The sequence below is a fragment of the Methylomonas sp. PHL2-19 genome, from assembly GCF_059331595.1.
In genome coordinates this window covers 561,336-585,807 of sequence record NZ_CP196839.1, presented here as the reverse complement: position 1 = coordinate 585,807, position 24,472 = coordinate 561,336, and the positions used below count along the sequence as shown (strand labels likewise).

General features: G+C 54.2%; 21 protein-coding genes. 18 read left to right on the top strand and 3 right to left on the bottom strand.

Annotated features, from left to right (window positions below):
• Positions 1-449: 449 nt before the first annotated feature.
• Positions 450-2,456 carry a DNA helicase Rep gene (gene rep, locus ACR02O_RS02690; RefSeq protein WP_494522740.1) on the top strand — a complete coding sequence of 669 codons (2,007 nt, stop codon included), beginning with the start codon at positions 450-452 and terminating at the stop codon, positions 2,454-2,456.
• A 2-nt stretch (positions 2,457-2,458) separates the two neighbouring features.
• On the opposite strand, the gene ACR02O_RS02685 is transcribed toward rep, so the two are convergent.
• A complete protein-coding gene (locus ACR02O_RS02685) occupies positions 2,459-3,799 on the bottom strand; it encodes a DegQ family serine endoprotease (protein ID WP_494523448.1) in 1,341 nt (446 codons plus the stop codon).
• Positions 3,800-3,951: 152 nt separating this feature from the next.
• On the opposite strand from ACR02O_RS02685, the gene ACR02O_RS02680 reads away from it, so the two are divergent.
• Entirely contained in the window at positions 3,952-5,283 is a 1,332-nt protein-coding gene (locus ACR02O_RS02680) for a cyclic nucleotide-binding domain-containing protein (protein ID WP_033157604.1), read from the top strand.
• Positions 5,284-5,342: 59 nt separating this feature from the next.
• On the opposite strand, the gene rpmG is transcribed toward ACR02O_RS02680, so the two are convergent.
• The gene (gene rpmG, locus ACR02O_RS02675) at positions 5,343-5,498 is read right to left on the bottom strand and encodes a 50S ribosomal protein L33 (protein WP_013816853.1); all 156 of its coding nucleotides are present in this window, start codon (positions 5,496-5,498) and stop codon (positions 5,343-5,345) included.
• Between the two features lie 11 nt (positions 5,499-5,509).
• Complete coding sequence (gene rpmB / locus ACR02O_RS02670; protein WP_033157675.1) at positions 5,510-5,746, bottom strand: 50S ribosomal protein L28; 237 nt, start codon at positions 5,744-5,746, stop codon at positions 5,510-5,512.
• Positions 5,747-5,885: 139 nt separating this feature from the next.
• Between rpmB and gshB the strand changes: the two genes are divergently transcribed.
• The 16 genes from gshB (at position 5,886) to ACR02O_RS02590 (ending at position 24,470) form a co-directional block, all read left to right on the top strand.
• On the top strand, positions 5,886-6,836 hold the full coding sequence (gene gshB / locus ACR02O_RS02665; protein ID WP_494522739.1) for a glutathione synthase: 951 nt from the start codon (positions 5,886-5,888) through the stop codon (positions 6,834-6,836).
• 1 nt (position 6,837) lies between these two features.
• On the top strand, positions 6,838-7,731 hold the full coding sequence (locus ACR02O_RS02660) for an energy transducer TonB (protein ID WP_494522738.1): 894 nt from the start codon (positions 6,838-6,840) through the stop codon (positions 7,729-7,731).
• Positions 7,732-7,747: 16 nt separating this feature from the next.
• Positions 7,748-8,314 carry a YqgE/AlgH family protein gene (locus ACR02O_RS02655; RefSeq protein WP_020483975.1) on the top strand — a complete coding sequence of 189 codons (567 nt, stop codon included), beginning with the start codon at positions 7,748-7,750 and terminating at the stop codon, positions 8,312-8,314.
• Positions 8,307-8,753, top strand: coding sequence for a Holliday junction resolvase RuvX (gene ruvX / locus ACR02O_RS02650; protein ID WP_051670127.1), 447 nt, complete (start codon positions 8,307-8,309; stop codon positions 8,751-8,753). Before ACR02O_RS02655 ends, ruvX begins: the two co-directional genes overlap by 8 nt.
• Positions 8,754-8,854: 101 nt before the next feature.
• A complete protein-coding gene (pyrR, locus tag ACR02O_RS02645; protein WP_033157601.1) occupies positions 8,855-9,376 on the top strand; it encodes a bifunctional pyr operon transcriptional regulator/uracil phosphoribosyltransferase PyrR in 522 nt (173 codons plus the stop codon).
• On the top strand, positions 9,373-10,338 hold the full coding sequence (locus ACR02O_RS02640) for an aspartate carbamoyltransferase catalytic subunit (RefSeq protein ID WP_033157600.1): 966 nt from the start codon (positions 9,373-9,375) through the stop codon (positions 10,336-10,338). The genes pyrR and ACR02O_RS02640 overlap by 4 nt, the downstream gene beginning before the upstream one ends.
• Positions 10,335-11,624: a dihydroorotase gene (locus ACR02O_RS02635; protein WP_494522737.1), complete on the top strand. Its 1,290-nt coding sequence runs from the start codon at positions 10,335-10,337 to the stop codon at positions 11,622-11,624. The genes ACR02O_RS02640 and ACR02O_RS02635 overlap by 4 nt, the downstream gene beginning before the upstream one ends.
• Before the next feature lie 55 nt (positions 11,625-11,679).
• Positions 11,680-12,384, top strand: coding sequence for an LOG family protein (locus ACR02O_RS02630; protein WP_494522736.1), 705 nt, complete (start codon positions 11,680-11,682; stop codon positions 12,382-12,384).
• A gap of 66 nt (positions 12,385-12,450) precedes the next feature.
• Positions 12,451-13,437 carry an AAA family ATPase gene (locus ACR02O_RS02625; protein ID WP_494522735.1) on the top strand — a complete coding sequence of 329 codons (987 nt, stop codon included), beginning with the start codon at positions 12,451-12,453 and terminating at the stop codon, positions 13,435-13,437.
• Positions 13,438-14,355: a DUF58 domain-containing protein gene (locus tag ACR02O_RS02620; protein WP_494522734.1), complete on the top strand. Its 918-nt coding sequence runs from the start codon at positions 13,438-13,440 to the stop codon at positions 14,353-14,355.
• Between the two features lie 18 nt (positions 14,356-14,373).
• Positions 14,374-18,531, top strand: a complete 4,158-nt coding sequence (locus ACR02O_RS02615; RefSeq protein WP_494522733.1) for an EAL domain-containing protein — start codon at positions 14,374-14,376, stop codon at positions 18,529-18,531.
• A gap of 9 nt (positions 18,532-18,540) precedes the next feature.
• A complete protein-coding gene (locus ACR02O_RS02610) occupies positions 18,541-19,008 on the top strand; it encodes a DUF4381 domain-containing protein (RefSeq protein ID WP_319962787.1) in 468 nt (155 codons plus the stop codon).
• On the top strand, positions 19,005-19,991 hold the full coding sequence (locus ACR02O_RS02605; protein ID WP_319962786.1) for a vWA domain-containing protein: 987 nt from the start codon (positions 19,005-19,007) through the stop codon (positions 19,989-19,991). Before ACR02O_RS02610 ends, ACR02O_RS02605 begins: the two co-directional genes overlap by 4 nt.
• Complete coding sequence (locus tag ACR02O_RS02600; protein ID WP_494522732.1) at positions 19,988-21,772, top strand: vWA domain-containing protein; 1,785 nt, start codon at positions 19,988-19,990, stop codon at positions 21,770-21,772. The genes ACR02O_RS02605 and ACR02O_RS02600 overlap by 4 nt, the downstream gene beginning before the upstream one ends.
• 71 nt (positions 21,773-21,843) lie before the next feature.
• Complete coding sequence (locus ACR02O_RS02595; RefSeq protein WP_171697062.1) at positions 21,844-23,142, top strand: hemolysin family protein; 1,299 nt, start codon at positions 21,844-21,846, stop codon at positions 23,140-23,142.
• 191 nt (positions 23,143-23,333) lie between these two features.
• A complete protein-coding gene (locus tag ACR02O_RS02590) occupies positions 23,334-24,470 on the top strand; it encodes an efflux RND transporter periplasmic adaptor subunit (protein WP_240618076.1) in 1,137 nt (378 codons plus the stop codon).
• Positions 24,471-24,472: the final 2 nt, after the last annotated feature.

Sequence of the window (24,472 nt, the reverse complement as noted above, 5' to 3'; positions counted from 1 at the left end):
TACCTCAGTGACCATCCGGAGGCATCAATCTAAAGGTTTACATAATGGGAAGGTCAAGCAGAATTAAGGCTTAACTATGATCGCTAGATGAATAATCTGCTCGGATCGTCGCCAAGCAAAAGTACGGCAACAAGATTGATGTGTGTCATGTTCATTTGTTTGTTGCGCCACGTAGAGCAAAGCGAAGCTTTTTGCCCGTCCGTTTGACTGCCATGTTAGGCACCGTCTTTTCTCATCATGCGCTTTAGAATTGGTAGTCGGTAAGCTGACGTCCTTGATTTCGCTGACGCTGCATTGAGGCTGCACGACTCTCGGTGCTATGTCTCTGATTTCCAAAAAGACAATGTGCTCCGCGAGCTCCCATTAAGCCAACGCCCATTCGCCCAAGTTCACACAATTTCAGCTAGCCCTGCGATAATGGCCGGCCTGTCAATAACCCCTTTGTTTTCGTGTCCCCCAAACTCAACCCCCAACAACTCGCTGCCGTTAAAACCATCGATCATCCCTTGTTGGTGCTGGCTGGTGCCGGTAGCGGCAAGACGCGGGTGATTACCGAGAAAATCGCTTATCTCGTGCAGCAAGGTACGCCAGCGCGACATATCGCGGCGGTGACTTTTACCAATAAGGCGGCGCGGGAAATGAAGAGCCGGGTCGGCAGGCTGATTGATGACAAAGCCAGTCGCGGCTTGCGGGTATCGACTTTTCATTCCCTGGGCTTGGATATTCTGCGCAAGGAACACAAAGCCCTGGGCTACAAGGCGGCGATTACCTTGTTCGACGAACAGGACCGGCTGACCTTGCTACGCAATCTGATCAGCCATGGCGTCGGCGGCTGTGACATTGATCATGTGGAGCAGTACAACTGGCAAATCGGCCAGTGGAAAAACGCCTTTGTGACGCCCATCCAGGCTTTGAGCCAAGCCGATGCCAACAGTTTGCCGGCGGCGCTGCTTTACGAGGCGTTTACCCGCAGTTTAAAGGCCTATAACGCCACCGATTTCGACGATTTGATTTTGTTGCCGGTGCTGCTGTTCCAGCAACATCCCGAAGTATTGGAGAAATGGCAGAACAAAATTCGCTATCTGCTGGTGGACGAATATCAGGATACCAACATCACCCAATACCAATTGGTCAAGCTATTGGCGGGTAATCTCGGCCGCTTTACCGTGGTGGGTGACGACGACCAATCCATCTATGCCTGGCGCGGCGCGCAACCGGAAAATCTCAGCCAGTTGCAAAAAGATTACAGCCGCTTGCAAGTTATCAAGCTGGAACAAAATTACCGTTCCGCCGGGCGGATTTTGAAAGTAGCCAATCAGTTGATCGCCAATAATCCGCATGCGTTCGAGAAAAAACTCTGGAGCGAGCTAGGTTACGGCGATCCGCTGCGGGTGCTGAGCCACAAAAATGACGTGGCCGAAGCCAAGCAAGTGACTGCTGAAATTGTGCATCACCGCTTCAAAACCGGTGGTTCTTACGGCGACTACGCGATTTTGTATCGCGGCAACCATCAGTCACGCTTGTTCGAGAAGGAATTACGCGAGAACAACGTGCCCTATTTCATCAGCGGCAGCGCCTCGTTTTTTTCGTATGCGGAAATCAAGGATGTGTTGGCGTACCTGCGTTTGCTGGTCAATCGCGACGACGACGCGGCGTTTTTGCGGGTGATCAACACCCCGCGCCGGGAGATTGGGCCGACCACACTGGAAAAGCTCGGCGCCTATGCCAACGAGCGGCATATCAGTCTGTTCGCGGCCTGCAATGAGTTGGGCCTGCAACAACGGCTGCCGGAAAAATCGGTACAGCGTTTGAGCAAGTTTTGCGATTGGTTGCAAGAGACGGCGATTAAGGTCGAGCGCGAGGATACCTTTGTCGTGATCAACCGGATGATCGACGACATCAACTATTCGGCTTGGCTGCAGGAAAACAGCAAAACCCCGGCGTCGGCGGAACGCAAATTGAAAAACGTTTATGAATTGATCGAATGGTTGCAACGGATTGCCACCAAGGAACAAGGTGTCGAACAATCATTAGCCGATGTGATTGCCAAGGTGATGTTGCTGGATATTCTGGATCGCAATCAGGAAGACGAAGCTGGCGACCAGGTCAGCTTGATGACCTTACATGCCGCCAAGGGCCTGGAGTTTCCGCACGTGTTTTTGATCGGCATGGAAGAAAACCTGTTGCCGCATCAAAACAGCATCGAAACCGATAATATCGAAGAAGAGCGGCGCTTGGCCTACGTGGGCATTACCCGCGCGCAGCAGACCTTGACCTTTAGCTATTGCACGCACCGCAAGCGTTTTGGTGACTTGACCGAGTGCGAACCCAGCCGATTTTTAAACGAATTGCCGGAAGAGGATTTGGAATGGGCCAACAAAAAACAGTTGCCGCCGGAAGAAATTAAACAGCGCGGCAAGGCCAGCCTGGCCGCGCTGAAAACGATGCTGAATTGAGCTTATTGCAATACCACGAAAAAGCCTTCGCCGCCGCGTTGCAGATTGACTAACAGCGGTGCGTTGGGGTTGACGACCTGTTTTATTTCATCCAGGTTTCTGACCCGGTAGCGGTTGGCGGTGACGATGATGTCGCCGGGCCGCAAGCCGGTTTTCCAGGCTTTGGAGTTTTGTTCGACTTTTTCTATCATCACGCCTTCCACTTGATCCTTAGGGGTTACTCCCAGCACCGCGCCGCTTAGGGTCGGATGCAGTTTATTGCCGTCCAACTCCGGCCGTTTCGGCTTGCCGATGGTGGCTTGCAGCGACTTGCGTTCCTCGCCGCGCATGATCTCCAGGTTGGCAGTGTCGCCGATTTGCAGCAAGCCCACCGCATTGCGAATTTGCGCGCTACCGCCTTTTACGTCCTGGCCGTTAATGGCCATAATAATATCGCCAGGCTCCAATCCGGCCTTTTCGGCGGGCGATCCGGCCTCCACTCGGCTAACGACCGCGCCGTGCTGGCTTTTCAAGGCAAAGGCTTTAACCAGTTCCGGCGTTAAATCTTGCGTGGTCACACCCAGCAAACCGCGGCGCACTTCGCCGTGTTGCACTAAGGATTCCATCAAGCGAACCGCCATATTCGACGGAATCGCAAAACCGATGCCGACATTGCCACCGGTAGGCGCGAGGATTGCCGTATTCATGCCGACAAATTCGCCGCGTAAATTCACTAAGGCACCACCCGAATTGCCGGGGTTGATCGAGGCATCGGTCTGAATAAAATCTTCGTAACCTTCAATGCCCAAGCCTGAGCGGCCCAGCGCGCTGACGATGCCGGAGGTGACGGTTTGGCCCAAGCCGAACGGGTTGCCGATGGCGACTACGAAGTCACCGACTTTCAGTTGGTTGGAGTCGGCAATTTTCAAGGCACTCAGGTTGTCGGCGGGGATTTGGATCACCGCCACGTCGGCTTCCGGATCGGTGCCCAGCAGTTTGGCGTTGAGCTGCCGGCCGTCGCTAAGGGTAACGGTGATTTTGTCCGCTTTGTCTATCACATGATTATTGGTCAACACATAGCCTTGATCTTTATCGATAATCACGCCGGAGCCCAAGCTGTTTTTTTGCTGTTGCCGCTGGTTTTTGGGGATGTTGAAAAAACGCCGAAACATCGGATCGTTCATTAACGGATTTTCCTGTACCCGCACATTGGTCGAGGTGGAAATGTTAACGACGGCGGGCATACTTTGCTCCAGCATCGGCGCCAGGGACGGCAAAGGTGCGCCGTCGACTTGTCCGGGCAATTCTGCGCTGGCTCGCCAGCTGCTCAGGCCAAACAAGATAATCAGGAATAGTTTGTTCATGTTCGTCATGGTTTTTGCATTCCAGGCAGTTAAGTTGCCAGCATGGACTCGCTGGGCGGGAAAATGTTTCACTGAGAGTTTACTTAATAATCGACTATCATAGATTAAGTTTTCTTGTTGGTTTCCCTTCACTTTTTATTCGCGACGAATACGTGGCTGTCGACATCCATTCCGCTGAAGGCCGTGTGATTCGGCAATTAATTCCGCTATCTACTTTGCCCTTCAGTAAATTTGAGGCGCTGTGCGCACAAATCAAGGTCGAGGATGCGGAAGAAGGCCAATTTTTGTTCAAATGCGGGGATGAACCTAACGATCTGGTGTATTTGATCGATGGCAGCGTGACCTTACAGACCGATCTGTTAAAGATCGAAACGATCAAGTCCGATAGCCCCTCGGCGCGCTTTGCGCTGGCGCATCAAATCCCCAGGAAAGTGCATGCCGTTGCCAATAGCCGAATTCGTTTTTTGCGTTTGAATGCTGATATGATGAAATCGGTTCAAGACGTCCCGTATGAAGAAGCAGAGAGTTTTATGGTAGCTGAAGAGGTGGAGGATAATGACGACTGGATGACGACATTGTTGAAGTCGCCGGTATTTCGAGCGTTGCCTCCGGCTAATTTGCAAAAAATTTTGATGGGCATGGAGGAAGTGCGCGTGAATGCAGGCACTGTCATTGTCAATCAAGGTGAGCAGGGCGACTTTTACTACATCATCAAACGAGGGCAATGCTTGGTGAGTAGGAAACCTGCACCCAACGCCAAGGAGATTAAGCTGGCGCAACTCAGCGATCAGGATACTTTTGGTGAGGATGCATTGATTTCAGGCGAGCCTCGCAACGTTACGGTCAGTGCGTTGACGGATGTTTGCCTGTTGCGATTGGGTAAGGAGCAGTTTCTGAACTTGATCAAACAGCCGACGCTTAAATATATCAGCTATAAAGACGCTCAAGACTTGGTGACCAAGGGTGCGGATTTGATCGATGTGCGCGAGCCCGATGAATACAAGCCAAAGCATTTGCCGTTCAGCATCAATCTGCCGTTTTTTTCCTTGCGCATGCAGCTAAAAACCTTGAATCGGCAGCATCCCATCGTCGTGGTTTGCCAGAACGGCAAGATTAGCGAAACGGCGGCTTTTATCCTGATGCGGCACAAATTCAATGCGCTGATTTTAAGCGGCGGTATCGACAGCATTAACCCGGACGAACTGAAAGCACCTTCATCGTTTCCGATCGACGACGGTATTGAGACCGGTAATTTTAGAGGGAGCAGCGGCGAGAGCGAGACGAGTCACTCGTTCACCGAGCAATCCTCAATACAAGATGATATGGAGCGTTTGCGGCGTTTTCTGCAGCAACTTAAAACCAAATACAATATTTTGGAAGCCGAGAAGAAAGCTTTGGAGATGAAATATTTGGCACTTGCCAAATTTACGGAATCGCTGAAAGCCGAGCTGGAAGCGATGAAGAAAGCCGGTGGCGGTGGCTAGTCGGAAAAAACCCTGCTACTAGCCCGCCAACGCCTGAAAGCGGATCAATAAAACGCTGTTTATTTGATCTTGGCTTCTTTGTACATCACATGCTTACGAACCACGGGATCAAATTTTTTGATCTCCATTTTTTCAGGCATGGTTTTTTTGTTTTTGGTGGTGGTGTAGAAATGGCCGGTGCCTTCGCTAGATACCAATTTGATTTTGTCGCGCATTGTCAGTCTCCTTAATATTGTTCGCCGCGTTTACGCATATCGGCCAGAACAGCATCGATGCCGTTTTTGTCGATGATACGCATACCTTTGGAAGATACTCTCAAACGAACCCAACGGTTTTCGCTTTCAACCCAAAATCTGTGGTGATGCAGATTAGGCGTAAAACGTCTTTTGGTTCTGTTCATCGCGTGTGAAACGTTGTGCCCTGTTACTGGGCGTTTACCTGTTACTTGGCATACTCTGGACATGACTACCTCAATGCGAGCTTTTAATTCAAAATAGCCGCGCTTTATAACAAAAAAACTTTTGTTGGTAAACAACAGCCTGCAAAATAAATTTGATAAAATCGGTTTTATTTCCCCTTGCTTCGGAATTTACAGGACTTTAATGGCTATTAAACTCGGCATGGTCATGGACCCCATCGGCCAGATCAATATTAAAAAGGACACCAGTTTCGCGATGTTGCTGGAAGCCCAGTCTCGCGGTTGGGAGCTGCATTACATGGAACTGTCCGACCTTTACATGCGCAACGGCGACGCTTATGCCCGTTCCCGCGTGCTGGAAGTTGAACGCGATGACAAGCAGTGGCATAGGTTTCTCGGTGAACAGCAAATAGCCTTGTCCGAATTGGACGCGATCATCATGCGTAAGGATCCGCCCTTTAATCAGGAATATATCTACGCCACTTATATGCTGGAACAGGCTGAGCGCCAGGGTGTTTATGTGGTCAACAAGCCGCAATCGCTGCGCGACGCCAACGAAAAAATGTTCACCGCCTGGTTTCCGCAATGTTGCACCGATACTTTGGTAGCCCGAGACCCGCAAAAAATCCGCAGCTTTCTGCAAGAGCACAAGGAAATCATCCTGAAGCCCTTGGACGGCATGGGCGGAGCGTCGATCTTTTACGTCAAAGAGCATGACCCCAATCTTAGCGTGATTCTGGAAACCATGACTCAACACGGCAGCAGTTACATCATGGCGCAAAAATACCTGCCTGCCGTGAAAGACGGCGACAAACGGATCTTGGTGGTCAATGGCGAACCGGTGCCTTATTGTCTGGCACGGATTCCGGCCAGCGGCGAAAGCCGGGGCAATCTGGCAGCCGGCGGACGCGGCGAAGGCCGGCCATTGAGTGACCGTGATCGCTGGATTGCCGAACAGGTCGGGCCAACCTTACGCGAAAAAGGCCTGATATTTGTCGGCCTGGATGTCATCGGCGACTATCTGACCGAAGTCAACGTCACCAGTCCAACCTGCGTGCAGGAGCTGGATAAACAGTTCGGCATTAATATCAGCGCTCAATTAATGGACCACATCGCCGCTCAATGCCAGGCCTGATATGTACGCGCCGGACTTGACTCCCACGCCGTTGTCGCAAGGTGATTCGCTGCTGACGGCGTTGTTTGTGGCGGCGGTACTGCATGTGATCGTGTTGTTGGGCGTTAATTTCACCGCACCGCAGCCACCTAAGATCAACCGCTCGATTGAAATAACCGTGGCCCATGCTCCGGTGAAAAAGGCGCCCAAGGATGCGAAACATCTGGCAACGGAGCATCAAATAGGTGCCGGCGAGGAAACCCGCAAACCGGAGCCGCCGCAGCAAAAAATAGCTACTCAGGAACAATCGATCAGTCCGCCGGCAAAGAAAGTCTTGCCGCATCCGGTGGTTCCGCAAGTCAAGCCGGTCGCCGAAAAATTGCTTACTCAAGCAAAAGCCCCAGTTAAGGTGGTGACGGAACCCGAGCAGCCGGTAGAATTACCGGAAGCTGTTGAAGTTCAGGAATCCGCCCCCAAATTATCGCCTGAAGCGCTTCAGCAACAAATCGCTCAACTCGGCGAGCGCATCAGAAATACCCAACAAAGCGCGCAAGATACTAAGATTAAATTCGTCAACGCGGTTAGCACGCACAAGTATCTCGCGGCGCAATATGTCAAGGATTGGGAGGACAAGGTTGAGCGCACCGGCAATCTGAATTATCCTGAGGCCGCGCGCAAAAAAGGCGTTTCGCAATCCTTGACCATGGACGTGGGGATTAACGCCGACGGCAGCATTTACAGCATGCGGATTGTCCGGTCATCCGGCAATTCCGCGCTGGATGACGCCGCGAAACGGATTGTGAAGATGAGTGCGCCCTTTGCCGCTTTACCCGATGATTTGTTGAGAGAAGTGAACGTTTTGGTGATTACCAGGGTCTGGAAATTCTCAGACGAAACCGGCATGACTGCCCGCTAGCCCATACAGCACTCCAATGACAGACGTTACTTATTTAAATAACCAGTTTTTGATTGCGATGCCCGGCTTAGCCGACCCGCATTTTTTTCACACGGTGACATACCTGTGCCAGCACAACGAAGAAGGTGCGCTCGGCATTGTCATCAACCGACCGACCGGCATGAAATTACGCGACATTTTCGAGCAAATGGGGATTAAAACCGAGCTGGAAAATGTATTGGAAACCCCGGTGTTTGCCGGCGGCCCGGTACAGCAGGAACGCGGCTTTGTCATTCACGATGCCTGTGAACAACGCTGGGATTCCAGTATCAGTACCGCCGAGAATATTACGCTGACCAGCTCTCGCGACATTCTCGAGGCCATTGCCGAAGGTAAAGGCCCCAACCACTATTTGATCGCCTTAGGTTACGCCGGCTGGGGTAGCGGCCAACTAGAAAAAGAAATGGTCGAAAACGCCTGGCTGAACACGCCATGCGGTGAAGAGATACTCTACGAAACGCCGATTAGCCAGCGCTGGAATGCGGCGGCGGGACAATTAGGTATCGACATTAATCGCCTGACCACGCCGGCAGGTCATGGTTAAGCTCGATCCGCTGGCGGCAAAATTCAGCAGCGATGCGTATTTAGGGTTTGATTTCGGCAACAAAAAAATTGGGGTCGCGGTGGGACATGCCGATACCGGCATTGCCAGTCCGCTGCAAACCATCCAGTCGCTTAATCAAGTGCCGGACTGGCATAAAATCGGTCAGCTGATCGCCGAATGGCGGCCCATAGGTTTGGTGGTCGGCATTTCTCGACAGAACGATGGTTCGGATAATGTGATTACCCCGCGCATGCAAAAATTCTGTCGGCAGCTGAATGGTCGTTACAATCTACCGGTGCACCAAATCGACGAAACACTGACCACGTTCGCCGCTAAACAAATGCTGTACGACGACTTGAAGGTTAGCGCTACTAAATTATGGGCCGTGCAAGATCAACTGGCCGCACAGATCATTCTGCAAAGCTGGTTTGATCAGTAAAAAGACGAAAACGGTTTTACGCCCATGCAGCCTTATTATCCCGTCGCTTTCAGCTTTTTCCCGAATTTCATAACAATAACAAGATTCCCCCTGTAACCGTCATGCCCATCACCACGCTGAATATCGATAACCTGCTCGACACTCTGGAAGCCGCGATTCGCCGGCAGATTAGCGAGCGTAACTTGCATAATCCTTTGCTAATCGGCATACACAGCGGTGGCGCATGGATCGCGCGGCATATGCATCAGCGTTTGGGTTTGAGCGAACCCTTGGGCATGCTGGACATCACCTTTTACCGCGACGATTTTTCGCAAATCGGCATGCATCCCAAGGTCAAGACCAGCCAATTGCCGCCGCACTTGGAAGGCCGCGACATCATCTTGATAGACGACGTGTTTTACACCGGACGCACCATCCGTGCCGCGCTGAACGAAATATTTGATTATGGCCGCCCTAACCAGGTGGTGTTGGCGGTATTGATAGAGCGTAATGGCCGGCAAATTCCGCTGCAACCGGACTGTTACGGTATCCGCATCGATCTGGCCGGCGATCAACGTATCAAACTGACCGGCCCCGACCCATTGGGCATCGAGATTCAATCCCCGCAAGTGGTGGCGGCATGACCCGACATATTCAGCTTACCGAACAGGGTAAGCTCAAGCATTTTCTGACGATCGAAGGTCTGGATAAGGAGCTGCTGACCGAAATCTTGGATACCGCCGAATCATTTGCCGGCATGTCCGAACATCAAGTCAAAAAAGTGCCGTTGCTGCGCGGCAAAACCATCGTCAACCTGTTTTTCGAAAACAGCACCCGCACCCGCACCACTTTCGAGCTGGCGGCCACCCGGCTGTCGGCGGACGTGCTGAGCATGAACATCGCCACGTCCGCCACTTCCAAGGGTGAGAGTCTGCTGGATACCATTCACAACCTGGAAGCGATGCACGTGGACATGTTCGTGGTTCGCCATGCCCTGAGCGGGGCGGCGCATTTTATCGCTCAACACACCGCCCCGCATATCAGCGTGATCAACGCCGGTGACGGCCAGCACGCCCATCCTACCCAGGCGATGCTGGATATGTTCACCATCCGCCAACATAAAAAACAATTCGAAGGCCTGAAAGTCGCCATCGTTGGCGACATCTTGCATTCGCGGGTGGCGCGTTCGCAAATCTTGGCTTTGAACACATTGGGCGTTGCCGAAGTGCGGGTAATAGCTCCCAAAACGCTGTTACCGGCGCAAGTCAAAACTATGGGCGTGATACCCATGCATGACATGGACGAGGGCCTGGATGATGTGGATGTGGTCATCATGCTGCGTTTGCAAAAAGAACGCATGAATTCGGCGTTTTTGCCTAGCGAAAGCGAGTTTTTCCGCTGTTTTGGTTTGACCGAAGCCAAGCTTAAACGCGCCAAAGCCGATGCCATTGTGATGCATCCCGGACCGATCAATCGGGGTGTGGAAATTGCCTCCAGCGTCGCCGACGGCCCGCAATCGGTGATCTTGCAGCAAGTCAGCAATGGCGTGGCTGTGCGGATGGCGATTATGTCGATGGCGATGCACAGTCAAGGAGGAGCGGCATGACCAAGATTTTGATTAATAACGGCCGCATCATCGATCCGGCCAACAACATCGACGCCATCGGCTCGGTCTGTATTGCTGACGGCAAGATTGTCTCGGTGTTGGAGCACGCCGCCGATTTCACTCCCGAACAGATTATTGATGCCAGCAGTCAAATCGTCTGCCCCGGCTTCGTCGATCTAAGTGTGCGCTTGCGCGAACCCGGCCAGACCCAAAAAGGCAATATCCTCAGCGAAACCCGCGCCGCGCTAAGTGCCGGTGTCACCTCCTTGTGTTTGCCTCCCGACACCAAACCCTGTATCGATAGCCCGGCGGTAGTCGAGTTCATCAAGGACAAGGCCGAAAAAGCCGATTACCCGCAAATTCATAGCATAGGGGCGTTGACGCAGCGTTTGGCCGGCAGCGAATTGAGCGCGATGTTCGCGTTGAAACAGGCCGGCTGCATTGCCGTCAGCAACGCCAGCGAACCGCTCGGCAATCTGTTGATATTACGGCGGGCGATGGAATATGCCGCCACCCACAATTTATTATTGATGTATCGCGCCAATGAACCCGCCCTGTCCGGCAAGGGCTGCGCCCACGAAGGCGCGGTAGCCAGCCGCTACGGTTTGCCGGGTATCCCGGAAGCCGCCGAATCGATCGCCTTGGCGCAATGTCTGGAGTTGGCGGAGTTGACCGGCTGTCGGGTACACATCAGCCAAATTAGCTGCAAGCAATCGGTGATCAAATTGCAGCAGGCCAAGAAATACGGCCTAAACGTCACGGCCGACGTGGCGATTCACCAACTGCATCTGACCGAAGACAATATCACCCCATTCGACAGCAACTACCATGTATTGCCGCCGCTACGTAGCGCCATCGACCGCCAATATCTGCGCGAGGGCCTGGTTAACGGCACCATCGACGCGATATGCTCGGATCACCAACCCCACGACCTGGATGCCAAACTAGGCGCATTCCCGGAAACCGAAGCGGGCGTTGCCGCACTGGAAACCCTGTTGCCATTGACGCTGGCACTGACCCAACAACATCGCATCGGTTTGTCGCAAGCCATCGCCAATCTAACCTGCAAACCTGCACACATTTTAGGCCTGGCTAGCGGCACATTAACGCCGGGTTCTGCGGCCGATGTGTGTATTTTCGATCCACAAGCCAATTGGCAGGTTAATCGCGACAACTGGCTTAGTGCCGGTTGCAATACGCCGTATTGGCAGCAGACCTTGACTGGGCGCGTGACCCATACCTTGCAGGCCGGTAAGCCGGTGTATCGCTTGGTTGAGCTGCCGTGAACAGGTTATTTCGTCCCATTGTAAGTAGCACAGCGTGCTCATTAAGGAATAAATCATGAGTTGCATCAAAAACCGCCGCACTGACGGCTCGACGTCCTCCAGTATCATCGACGACCTGAAAGGCGATCAATCCTGGCGGATTTTTCGCATCATCAGCGAATTTACCGAGGGCTTCGACGAACTGTCCGGATTGTGCGACGCGATTTCGATTTTCGGTTCCGCCCGCTTGCCGCCCGAGCATTTTTATTATCAAAAAACTGTGGAACTGGCGGAAATGCTCAGCAAGGAAGGCTTTGCCGTGATCAGCGGCGGCGGGCCCGGCGTGATGGAAGCCGCCAACAAAGGCGCGATTTTGCATGATCAACCGTCTATCGGCTTGAACATCGAATTGCCGATGGAACAAACCCCCAATCCTTACCAAAACATTTCGCTGAATTTCCGTTATTTTTTCGTGCGCAAAGTGATGTTCGTGCGCTACTCGATCGGTTACGTATGTATGCCGGGCGGTTTCGGCACGCTGGATGAGTTTTTCGAAGCCTTGACCTTGATGCAAACCCACAAGATCTATCCGATTCCATTGGTACTGTTCGGCAGCGATTTCTGGAGCGGCCTGATGGATTGGATGAAAGCCAAGATGATGGAATACGGCACCATTTCCGCGGAAGATTTGGCTCTGATCACCGTCACCGACGATCCGCAGAAAGTGGTCGACATCATGGTTGCGCATCGCGAGTGGAAAGATTTGCAGCGCAAAAATTAAGCGCCGCGCAACTTTCAGGACTCAACTCGGTCACAACCTCGTTAAACATAAGGATTTTTTACACACATGACTGCGACAAGTCTTAGCCCCAGCCAAGCCGCCTTACAAAATCTCAAAACTCACATCAACACCCAGATCATCGGCCAGGAAGTGCTGGTTGAACGGATGCTGATCGCCCTGCTGGCCGATGGCCATTTGCTGGTGGAAGGCGCGCCGGGTTTGGCGAAAACCCGCGCCATCAACGTGCTCAGCCAAGGCATAGAAGCCGACTTTCATCGGGTGCAATTTACCCCGGACTTGTTACCGGCTGATTTGACCGGCACCGAGATTTACCGGCCGCAGCAAGGCAGTTTCGAGTTTCAGAAAGGCCCGCTGTTTCATAACTTGATCCTGGCCGACGAAATCAACCGCGCACCGGCTAAAGTCCAGGCCGCCTTGCTGGAAGCCATGGCAGAACGGCAGATCACGGTCGGCAAGGCCACTTATCCGCTGCCGCCCTTGTTCATGGTCATGGCCACGCAAAACCCGATCGAGCAGGAAGGCACTTACCCCTTACCGGAAGCGCAACTGGATAGATTTTTACTGCATGTGAAAATCGATTATCCCAATGCCGAACACGAGCAAGCCATTCTGCATCTGGCCCGTGCCGAGGCCAAGGGCGCACTGCAAAACCAGGACAGCGCACCGCCTAAAGTGAGCCAGCAAGCCTTATTCGCCGCGCGTGGTGAAGTGCTGGATTTGTATCTGGCCGATAGCTTGGAGCAATATCTGCTGCAAATCGTGCTGGCGACCCGCAATCCCGGCGCTTATGGTCAGGATTTGGCCGGCTGGATTCAATACGGCGCCAGCCCGCGCGCCAGCATTGCCCTGGACCGCTGCGCGCGCGCCAAGGCCTGGCTGCAACAGCGCGATTTCGTCGATCCCGGCGACATTCAAGAGATGGCTTATGACGTGTTGCGCCACCGCCTGATTCTGTCTTACGAGGCTGAAGCCGAAGGCATTAGCAGCGATTATGTGATCAAAGAATTGATAGCCAGAATTGCCGTACCCTAAATGAATAAATCGCCAGCGACCGACAACCCCAGGGTGACGGTCACTCTAAAAGCCTTGGTGGATCTGGCCAAACCGGCCGGCATGCTTAGCCTGGGGCACGCCAATATCCGCGCCGCGCAAAGCGGTAATTATCTGTCGCATCTAAAAGGGCGCGGCATGGCCTTCGACGAAACCCGGCTCTACCAACCCGGCGATGATGTGCGGCGTATCGACTGGCGCGTCACGGCCCGCACCGATAAGCCCCACAGCAAGATTTTCAAGGAAGAACGGGAAAGGCCCATGTTCATTGCCGTGGATTATCGCGCCAGCATGGCTTTTGCCACGCGCGGCGTGTTCAAATCCGTGCAGGCTGCCCGCTTGGCCGGTTTGCTGGCTTGGGCTGCACTGAAGCAAGGCGACCGCATCGGCGGGCAGATTTTCAGTGATGACGGTTGCCAGGAAGTAAAACCGCAAACCGGCAAACCGGCACTGTTACGCTTCTTAAACGCCCTGGTCAATCCGGATTACAACGGTGCGGCTGTTGTCAACCTGGCGCAGCCTCTGGCCAGATTGCTGCATCATGCCCGGCCCGGCAGCCGGGTGTATATTCTCAGCGATTTTCGCGGCATGAATAGCGCGGCCGAAAATCATCTGGCTAATTTGGCCCGGCATTGCGAGGTGGTGTTGGTACACATCGCCGACCCGCTGGAAAGCAGTTTACCGACCCTAGGCCGCTACCGCTTTACCGACGGCTGGCGCGAAGTGCTGTTCGATAGTGGTGACAAACAGCGCCTGCAAGCCTATCGGCAGCGCTTCCAAGACCGGCAGGCGTATCTGCAAAAGCTGGCCAATAAACTGCGTCTGACCTTGATACCCTGCACGACCCAGCAAATGCCTTTGGACGCATTGAACGGCACCCGCGCGCGTCCGGCGGCCTAAGACCTTCTCAATCTGGCCATGCGCATCCCCAATTTGTCTCATTCAATAGATTTTCCGGTGCCGGATAACGAGACACAAAGTATCGCGCTCGTCAGCCCGTTGGTTTCACTGATACAAATCGGCGTACTGAGTTTGCTGATGTTTGCCGGCGGCTGGCTGGGCGGCAAAATGATCATTCCGCCCGGCTATGCCAGTCCGCTATGGCCGCCAGCCGGCATCGCACTGGCTGCGCTATTTATGGGTGGCCGCAGGCTTTGGCCCGGAATCTGGCTGGGTGCGGCGTTCAGCAATTTTCTGGTGACTATTGATTTTTCCGGTCAATTGACCGCGCAAACTGCGATGTCCTCCTTTGCCATTGGCGGCGGCAGCGCCTTGCAGGCGTTGGCGGCTCTGGCTTTATCCAAAGCCTACGTAGAACCGGGTTTGCCCAAATTGGATAGTCCGGCTGCCATCCTCAAGTTTTTTGTCCTGGCCGGGCCGGTAGCCTGTCTGATCGCGCCCAGCGTAGGCGGAGCCGTACTTTATTCATTGGACTTGATGAGCCAGGCACAACTCTGGTCGTCCTGGCGAAACTGGTGGGTTGGCGACAGTTTGGGCGTGATGATAGTGACGCCGCTATTGTTTTGTTATTTCGGACGCCCCCGCGCGCTTTGGCAGGCGCGGCGCTTGAGTGTCGCGCTACCCTTACTGGGCACGCTGCTGGGTTTGGTGCTGGTATTTTTGCAAGCCTTTCAAGCGGAACGCGCACGCATTCAACAAGCTTTCGACAGTCGGGCTGCCGAGTTAGACCGGCTGCTGGCGGAATATGCCATTGATGTAATCGATAGTACGCTGGCGCTAAGAGATGTATTTCTGGCATCCGGGCAGGTAAGCAGAGCCGAATTTAGCGTGTTTTCCCAGGGTATCCTGCAACGCCATCCGGAAATCCAAGCCCTGGAATGGCTACCGCTGATTACCCAAGCCGATTTACCGGCCTTCGAACAAGCGGTACGCGCCGAAGGATTTCCTGATTTTCGCGTCATCGAACGGGATAGTGCCGGTCAATTGGTGCATGCAAGTGCCCGGCAGGAGTATTTTCCGATCATGTTTGTGGAGCCGATGGCCGGCAACGAAAAAGCCTTCGGCTTCGATTCCATGACAAATCCTCTTAGCCGGCAAGCAAAAATCCTGGCCCGCGCCAGCGGTAAACCCACCGCCTCGCAAAAACTGACGCTAATGCAGCGTGACGATACCGATCCCGGTATTTTGGTGTCCATTCCGGTTCGCCGGCATAGCACCGGCGGCGACGTCTTGGATATTACCGGCTATGTCTCGGCAATCTTACTGCCGGCCAAAATGGTGGAAACAGTCACCAGGGGGCTCAACACCGATACGCTGGGTATCAGCATTGATGACCTCAGCGCGCCCGCCGGACAAACGGCTTTGTATGTAAAACCGGTACGCAAACCGGTGTCGTTAAACTACGACTTAAAAAAATGGCAGCATAATTTTGCGTTTGTGGATCGTAATTGGCAAATTACCGTCACGCCGGATAGCGATTTCGTCAACGAACAAGGTTCATCGCTACCTTTGATTACGCTGATCGGCGGACTCTGTTTTACCAGTTTGCTGAGTATTTTATTGCTGATCATCAGCGGCAGAACCGCCTCCGTGCAAGCCTTGGTGGAAGAGCGCACCCAGGCATTGGCCGACGCGGTTGCGGAATTGGAAACCGCTGCCAATATCGCCAAGGAATCGGAATTAAAGCTGCGCACTATCGTCGATTCCGAGCCGGAGTGCGTGAAACTGCTCGCGCGGGACGGCAGCCTATTGCAAATGAACCGCGCCGGTCTGGACATGATAGAAGCCGAGACGCTGGAGCAAGCCCAACAAGGACGCATGGAGGATCTGGTATTGCCTAAGTACCGGGCAGCCTTTAAAAAATTGACTCGGCGGGTGTTTGCCGGCGCATCAGGCACACTGGAATTTGAAATCGTCGGCCTGAAAGGCCGGCAACGCTGGTTTGACACCCACGCTGTGCCAATGCGCGATGCGGAAGGCAATATCGTAGCCCTGCTGGGTTTGACCCGAGACATTACCGAACGCAAGCAGGCCGAGGAACATCTGAAACTGGCCGCGCGGGTATTCAGCGAGGCGCACGAAGGTATTTTAATTACCGATCCTGGCGGCATCATCGTCGATGTGAATCCGACTTTTTCCGAGATTACCGGCTATAGCCGCGCCGAAGTGATCGGTCGCAATCCCAGTATGTTGCAGTCCGGCAAATATGGTGCGGATTTTTACCGGGATATGTGGCAGGCCTTGCGCGAAGCGCAGCATTGGCAAGGCGAATTGTGGAACCGTAAAAAAAACGGCGAGTTGTATGCTGAGTGGCTGACGGTTTCTGCTTTGTGTGATGCCGACGGCAAGGTCACTCACTATATCGGGCTATTTTCCGATGTCACCCAGGCCAAGCAGCAGCAACAGATGCTGGAATTGTTTGCCCATTACGATCCGCTCACCCGCCTGCCGAACCGGATTTTATTCGCCGACCGCTTGAATCAAGCCATCGCCCACAGCAAGCGGGAAAACACTTTGCTGGCGATTTGCTTCCTGGACCTGGACGGCTTCAAGCCGGTCAACGACCAGTTCGGCCACGACATCGGCGACCGAGTGTTGGTGGAAGTGGCGGAACGGATCAAAAGCGCGATTCGCGAGGAAGACAGCGTGTCGCGGCATGGCGGCGACGAATTCGCGCTACTACTGGGCGATATAGACTCGATTGAACAATGCGAGCAAACCATCATGCGCATTCACCGGGCGATTGCCCAGCCGTATGTCATCGACGATCAGCCGATTTCGGTCGGCGCCAGCAGCGGTTTTACCGTATATCCGCTGGATGATGCCGACGCCGACGCTCTATTGCGGCATGCCGACTATGCCATGTACCAAGCTAAATTGGCCGGCAAAAACCGTTGTCAGCTGTTTGATGCCAGCCACGACCAACAAATCATGCATCGCCACCAACAACTGCGCGACATCGAAGCGGCGTTTTTAAACAACGAGTTGTGCATGTATTACCAGCCCAAGGTGGATATTAAATCCGGCCAGGTTAAAGGCGTGGAGGCCTTGATCCGCTGGCTGCATCCGCAGCGCGGCATGGTGCCGCCGTTGGAGTTTCTACCGGTGATTGCCTCCACCGATCTGGAAATCCGCATCGGCAATTGGGTCATCGCGCAAGCTTGCGAGCAGCTGGCGGGCTGGCATGCGCGCGGCTTGCCGTTGGAGGTCAGCGTCAACATCTCCTCCTATCATTTGTTGTGGTCCGGGATTGGTGCTTGTATCGAAGACACTTTACGCCTTCATCCGGAACTGGACGCCCGCTACCTGCAATTGGAAATTCTGGAAAGTACCGCATTGGATGATTTGTCGGCAGTGAACCGGATTATCACCAGCTGCCGCGAGCAACTGGGGATCAGCGTGGCCCTGGACGACTTCGGCACCGGCTACTCCTCGTTGACGCATTTGCGGCATCTGTCGGTGGATACCGTAAAAATCGATCAGACCTTTGTCCGTGACATGCTCGACGATCCGGACGACTACGCCATCATCGACAGCGTGATAGATCTCAGTCAGGCTTTTAGCCGGGAAGTCGTGGCGGAAGGCGTGGAAAGTCAGGAACAAGGTATCGTGCTGTTGCTGCTGGGCTGCCATCTGCTGCAAGGTTATGCGATTGCCCGGCCCATGCCTGCCTCGGCGATTGCCGACTGGGTGATTGCTTACCGGCCTTTCGACGACTGGCAAATTTATGCGGATGCCGAGCTGTCGGCGGAACAGGTTGACATAGCGATTCGCCGCTTCGACACCCGGCAGTGGTTGCAGCGGGTCCAGGCCTGCCTGTTCGCAGAGCCGCAAGCTGCCGTCAAAAGCTGGCCCATCATGGACCAGCGTCGTACCCATCTGGGCCGCTGGCTGAAGCAAGTACAACACGACCGACAGTATGCCCAGGATTGGCTGGAACATATCGAACAATTACAGCGGCAATTGCATGTCCTGGCCGAAAGTTTGCTGAAACGCTGCGAGGCCGGCCAGCGCGATGCCGCGCAGGCGGGTTTTAACGATCTGCGGGCTATTCAGCAGCAAATCGACGACATGTTGATTTTGTATACCCCACTCCCCAATTTGGACGCGATGTAGATATTCAATATGGAACCATTGCCCTTAAAAGATATTCATTTGCCCGATTCCGTGGCTTTTTGGCCGCCGGCGCCGGGCTGGTGGTTGTTAGCGGTATTGCTGCCGTTGTTGATTTTTTTGTGCCGGTATTTTTGCAAACGCATCCGCCGGCAGACAGCGGTGAAAACCGCCGGCAAATTGTTATTAGCGCTTCGCCGGGACGGCGGTGCCGACGCCAGACAGACCTTGGTGGCTTTATCGGCTCTGTTGCGGCGCGTAGCCATCAGTACGGCGCCGCGCAGCGATGCGGCCAGCTTACGCGGCGAGGCCTGGCTTAGCTATTTGGATCAGTCATTGCCGGATGCACCGTTTAGCCAAGGCCCCGGCCGTTGCCTGGCCGACGGCCATTACCGGCAAACGCCGCCCGCCGATACCGAACTGGAGGCCTTGTTTGAATTGTGCGAACGCTGGTTGAAACAACAGGCGAAAAAACGATGATCGAATTGTACTGGCCCTGGTTGCTATCTCTATTGCCACTACCGCTGCTATTGCGTTGGCTGTTGCCGGCGCGTGCCGTGGCCCAGCAGGCAGCATTGAAAGTACCGTTTCTGGACGATCTTGGCCCCAGCGAAACGCGGGTGGTCAGCAGCGAACGGCGTTGGCCTTTATGGCTGGCAGCTTTTGCCTGGGCCTGTTTACTGTTGGCCACCGCGCGTCCGCAATGGCTGGGCGAACCCATCGAGCAAGCGGTCAGCGGCCGTGATTTGATGCTGGCGGTGGATGTGTCCGGCAGTATGCAGGAGGAAGATTTCATCATCGGCAAACAGCGCGTGGACCGCTTAACCGCGATTAAACAAGTGGCCGGCGAGTTTATTCAGCGCCGGGTCGGCGACCGCCTGGGCTTAATCCTGTTCGGCACGCAAGCTTACTTGCACGTGCCGTTAACCTTTGATCGCAAGACCGTGCAAACCTTGTTGCACGAGGCGTTTATCGGCATCACCGAGGATGATCCGAAAACCTCCATCGGCGACGCCATCGGCTTGGCGATCAAGCGCCTGCAACAACAGCAAGATGCCAGCCGCGTGTTGATTTTATTGACCGACGGCGCCAATACCGCCGGCGAATTAACGCCGCTAAAAGCCGCCGAACTGGCGGCGGAGCATCACCTAAAAATTTACACAATAGGCATAGGTGCCGACGAAGTGTTGGTGCGCAGCCTGTTCGGCACCCGCCGCGTCAATCCGTCCGCCGATCTGGACGAAAAAACCCTGACTGCGATTGCCGATACGACCGGCGGCCATTATTTCCGGGCGCGTAATACCGAAGAACTGGAAAAAATCTACCGGATGCTGGATCAGCTGGAGCCGGTTGAAAAAGACAAACAATATTTTCGGCCGCGCAGCGAGTTGTTTTATTGGCCGCTGGGTCTGGCTTTGCTATTGACGGGATGCTTAACCTTGGCCCGCTTGAGGTGGTCATGAATTTTGCCGATTTTCATTTCCTGCGGCCCTGGTGGTTGCTGGCATTATTGCCGGCCGCGCTGTTTTTGATTTTGCTGGTGCGGCATCGACAAGGACGCGGCAACTGGAGCGAGGTGTGCGATGCCGAGTTGCTGCCCTTTATTTTGCAAGACAAACCGTTGCAAGCATCGCGTGGCCCTTTGTTCGGTGCCGGCTTTGCCGCGTTGCTAACCATAATCGCCCTGGCCGGCCCCACTTGGCAGCGCTTGCCCGGCCCGGCCTTTAGAAACGATGCCGCGCTGGTGATTGCGCTGGATTTGTCCAAGTCCATGGATGCCGCCGACATCAAACCCAGCCGTATCGCCAAGGCCCGTTACAAAATTGCCGATTTATTAAAACAGCGCAAAGACGGCCAAACTGCATTACTGGTCTACGGCGGCGATGCGTTTACCGTCACACCATTGACCAACGATACCGCGACCATTGATAGCCAGCTAAGCGCCCTGACCACCGACATCATGCCCAGTCCGGGCAGCAACACCAGTGCGGCATTGAATGCGGCGGTGGCATTGCTGCGCCAGGCCGGCTTGGTCAAGGGGCATATCCTGCTGGTCACCGACGGCGTTGATAGCGATGTCGCCGAGCAGGCCGAACACTGGTTGGGCGATTACCGGCTCTCGGTACTGGCGATGGGCACGCCGGAAGGTGCGCCTATCCAGCTACAAGGCGCAGGATTTTTAAAAGATAGCAATGGTGCCATCGTGGTCGCCAAGTTGGACGAAGCGGCCCTGAGCACGTTGGCGCAACACGGTCGCGGCATTTACCAGCCGGTGACGGCAAACGATGCGGATGTCGAGAATTTGGGGCGTTTATTCAATAGCGCCGAAACCGGTAACGAAAACTTGGATAGCAATCTGTTGCTGCAACAATGGGATGAAAAGGGGCCCTGGCTGTTATTGCTTGTGTTACCGTGGGCGGCTTTGCAATTTAGAAAAGGTTTGTTATTGGCCTTGCTGTGCCTGTTGCCGTTGCCGAAAAACAGCTACGCGCTGGACTGGCAGAGCTTGTGGCAAACGCCTGATCAACGCGCCAAGCAGGCTTTCGAGCAACAGCAATATCAACAAGCCGCCGAGCAGTTCGACAATCCGGATTGGCGCGCCGCCGCCCAATACAAGGCCGGTAAATTCCAAGAAGCCGCCGAGACCTTGAAAAACACCCAAAGCGCGGAAGGCCATTACAACCGCGGCAATGCCTTGGCTCAGGCCGGCCAGTTGCAAGAAGCCGTGCAAGCCTATCAGCAGGCGCTGCAACTTGATCCTAAGCATCAGGATGCGAAATACAATAAGGAGCTGGTCGAGAAGAAGCTGAAAGAACAGGAACAGCAGCAGGAGAATCAACAGCAAGACCAGCAAAAGCAGGACAAACAGGATTCGTCCGAGCAACAGCAAGAACAGCAACAACAGGATGGCAAGTCCGATCAAGCCGACAAAGATGCGCAGCAGGAGCAAAAACCGCAAGACCAGCAAAAAGCCGACGCCAAGCAGGACGCGGAACAAAATAAGGCGAAAGAAGACCAACAATCCGAAGCCGAGGCCAAACAGCAAGCTGAGCCGCAGCCGCCCAAGCAAGAGCCGACAGACCATGAACAAGCCGCGCAAGCCACGGAAAAAAACGAAACCGAGCGCGCCAACGAGCAATTGTTGAAGCGCATACCCGACGAGCCGACGGGCTTACTAAAGCGTAAATTCAAATATCAATACGGTCAGCGCAATCGAGCTAACCCGACCGGTCCGGCCTGGTAAATTGACGGATCGGGAATCCGGAATGAATTAGCCTAAGACCGACACATTTTAATTTTGGACGCGATGAAACGATGGATATTGGCCTGATACTGATTTTAATCCTGATCAACGGTGTGTTTGCAATGTCGGAAATGTCGCTGGTCTCTTCCGGACTGGCGCGCTTGCAGAAATTGGCCGGCGAAAAACGCGGGGGGGCGCGCACCGCGCTGAAATTGCACCAGGATCCGTCGCGGTTTTTGTCTACCGTGCAGGTTGGCATTACCTCGGTCGGCATTCTCAGCGGCGCGCTGGGCGAGGATGCCTTGACCGAGCCGCTGTATCGGCAACTGCTGAACATTCCCCTGCTGGCGCCCTATGCCCAGAGCATTGCATTAATCGCCACGGTATTTCTGATTACTTATTGTTCGGTAGTCATAGGTGAACTGGTGCCTAAGCGACTGGCCTTGCTACATCCGGAGCGGATTGCGGTGTTTATCGCCCGGCCCATGCACACCCTGTCACTGGTTGCCAGCCCTATCGTCTGGCTGCTGTCTTCATCCAGTACGCTGATACTGCGGGTATTTGGCGCGCATCGGCCGCCGCAGACCAGTGTCACCAACGAAGAAATTAAACTGCTGATGGAAATCGGTGCGGAGTCAGGGGTATTTCATGCCAGCGAAAGCCATTTGGTCGGTAACGTCTTGCAACTGGATGAACAAATGCTGGGTGCGGCCATGACGCCCCGGCAACAAATATACGCTATTGATTTAAGCGATCCGGAAGCGACAGTGCGCGCCGAAATCGCCGACTGTCCTTACGCCCGGGCAGTAATTTGCCGGGACGGTCTGGAAAATGTGGTCGGAATCTTGCAGAGAAGCGATCTGCTGAAACTGGCGATGGCCGGCGAGACCTTGGATATAGCGCCGATCCTGCATACACCGCTATACGTGCCGGAAGCCATGACGCTAAGGCAATTACTGGAGTTTTTCCAGGAAAAGCGAGCCGATCTGGCGCTGGTCGTCGACGAATATGGCGATATTGAAGGCTTGGTCACGCTGAGTGATGTGCTGAAAGCCATCGTCGGCCATCTACCCAGCCGCACCAATCTGGACGTCGATGTGGTGCAACGTAGCGACGGCTCATGGTTGGTGGATGGCGGCTTATCGATTCAGCGTTTGAAGACGGTGATCGGTATAGACGGCAATTTGCCCGGCGAAGCCGACAACGCCTACCACACCGTCGGCGGCTTTATTTTGTTTTACCTGGAAAAAATTCCCCAAGTAACGGACAACTTCGAATATCGGCAGTGGCGTTTCGAAATCGTCGATATCGACGGTACCCGTATCGACAAGGTGTTGGTCAGCGCCAAGCCGCCCGAGGCCGCAATTTAACGCTTTGCCAAATTGGGTTTGTCGGCCTAAAGCGCAATAGGCGACACCTGAGTTATACGCCAACATTGCTTGCATCGGCATTCGCTTTGCATCGTTAGATTACCTGACGACCTAGAAAATCACCTGGCAACGTAGAAGTAGCCCGTGATTTGTTAGTTGTTTGAAAAGATTTTTTGCTTAAAGGACATACCATGAAAGCTAAGCTCCATACGTCATTCCGCTCCTCGCCGCTTATGGCCGCGCTGTTTTTGCTGAGTTTTGCCTTGCCCGCCCTTGGCGCGGATCATAAACCCTTATTGGAAGCCTCGCCCGCCCTGTTAAAGCTGTTAAGCATCGCCGAAGTCAAACCCGGCGAAGTCGGCGAATCGCTGAATCTTTCGGCTCGGGTGGAGTTGGATCAACATAGGGTCGCACGCATCGGCGCCTCGGTAACCGGGCGGATTACCGAAATCGATGCCATGCTCGGCCAAGCGGTAAAAAAAGGCGAACGTCTGGCGCTACTGAACAGCACCGAGCTGGGTAAAGCTCAGTCCGACTATCTAAAAGCCGCGTCACAAGTCAATTTGCGGCGGATTACCGTGAAACGTGCCGAGCGTCTACTGGAAAGCGGCGTGATCTCGGAAGCCGAGTTTCAGGAGCGGCAGAGCGTGTTGACTGAAGCGGATGTGGATTTACGCGCCGCCGCCGACCAGTTGCGGGTCATGGGTATGAGGGATGCCGATTTGCAGCGCATAGACAAACAACGCAGCATTCACTCCTTTTCGCCGGTTACCGCCAGCATAGACGGCGTCGTCATCGAACGAAACGTCGCCATCGGCCAGGTGGTACAGCCGGCAGACGCTTTGTATACCGTTGCGGACTTGTCGCAGCTGTGGCTGGTGGCGGAAATTCCCGAGCAACAAGCGCATTGGGCGCGGCAAGGCGATCAAGCTTTCGCCGAAGTGCCTGCACTGCCTGGGCAGGAAGTGAGCGGCAAACTGATTTACGTCGCCGATATGGTCGATTCGGATACCCGCACGGTGACGGTGCGGATGGCCCTGGCCAATCCGCAGCGTCTGTTTAAACCGCAAATGCTGGCAACACTGAAAATCAGCAAGCCCGGTTCGCAATCTTTGATCGTGCCCAGCCAGGCGGTGGTCAGAGAAAATGACAAGGATTTCGTGTTCGTGGAAACCGCCGCCGCCCGGTTCGAATTGCGCCCGGTACGTTTGGGCCGCGAAGAAGCGCAGAAACGGCCCTTACTGGAAGGTTTGAAAGCGGGTGAAAAAATTGTCGTGGGCGGCGCGTTTCATTTAAATAACGAACGCCTGCGCAGCACATTGGAGTAGAG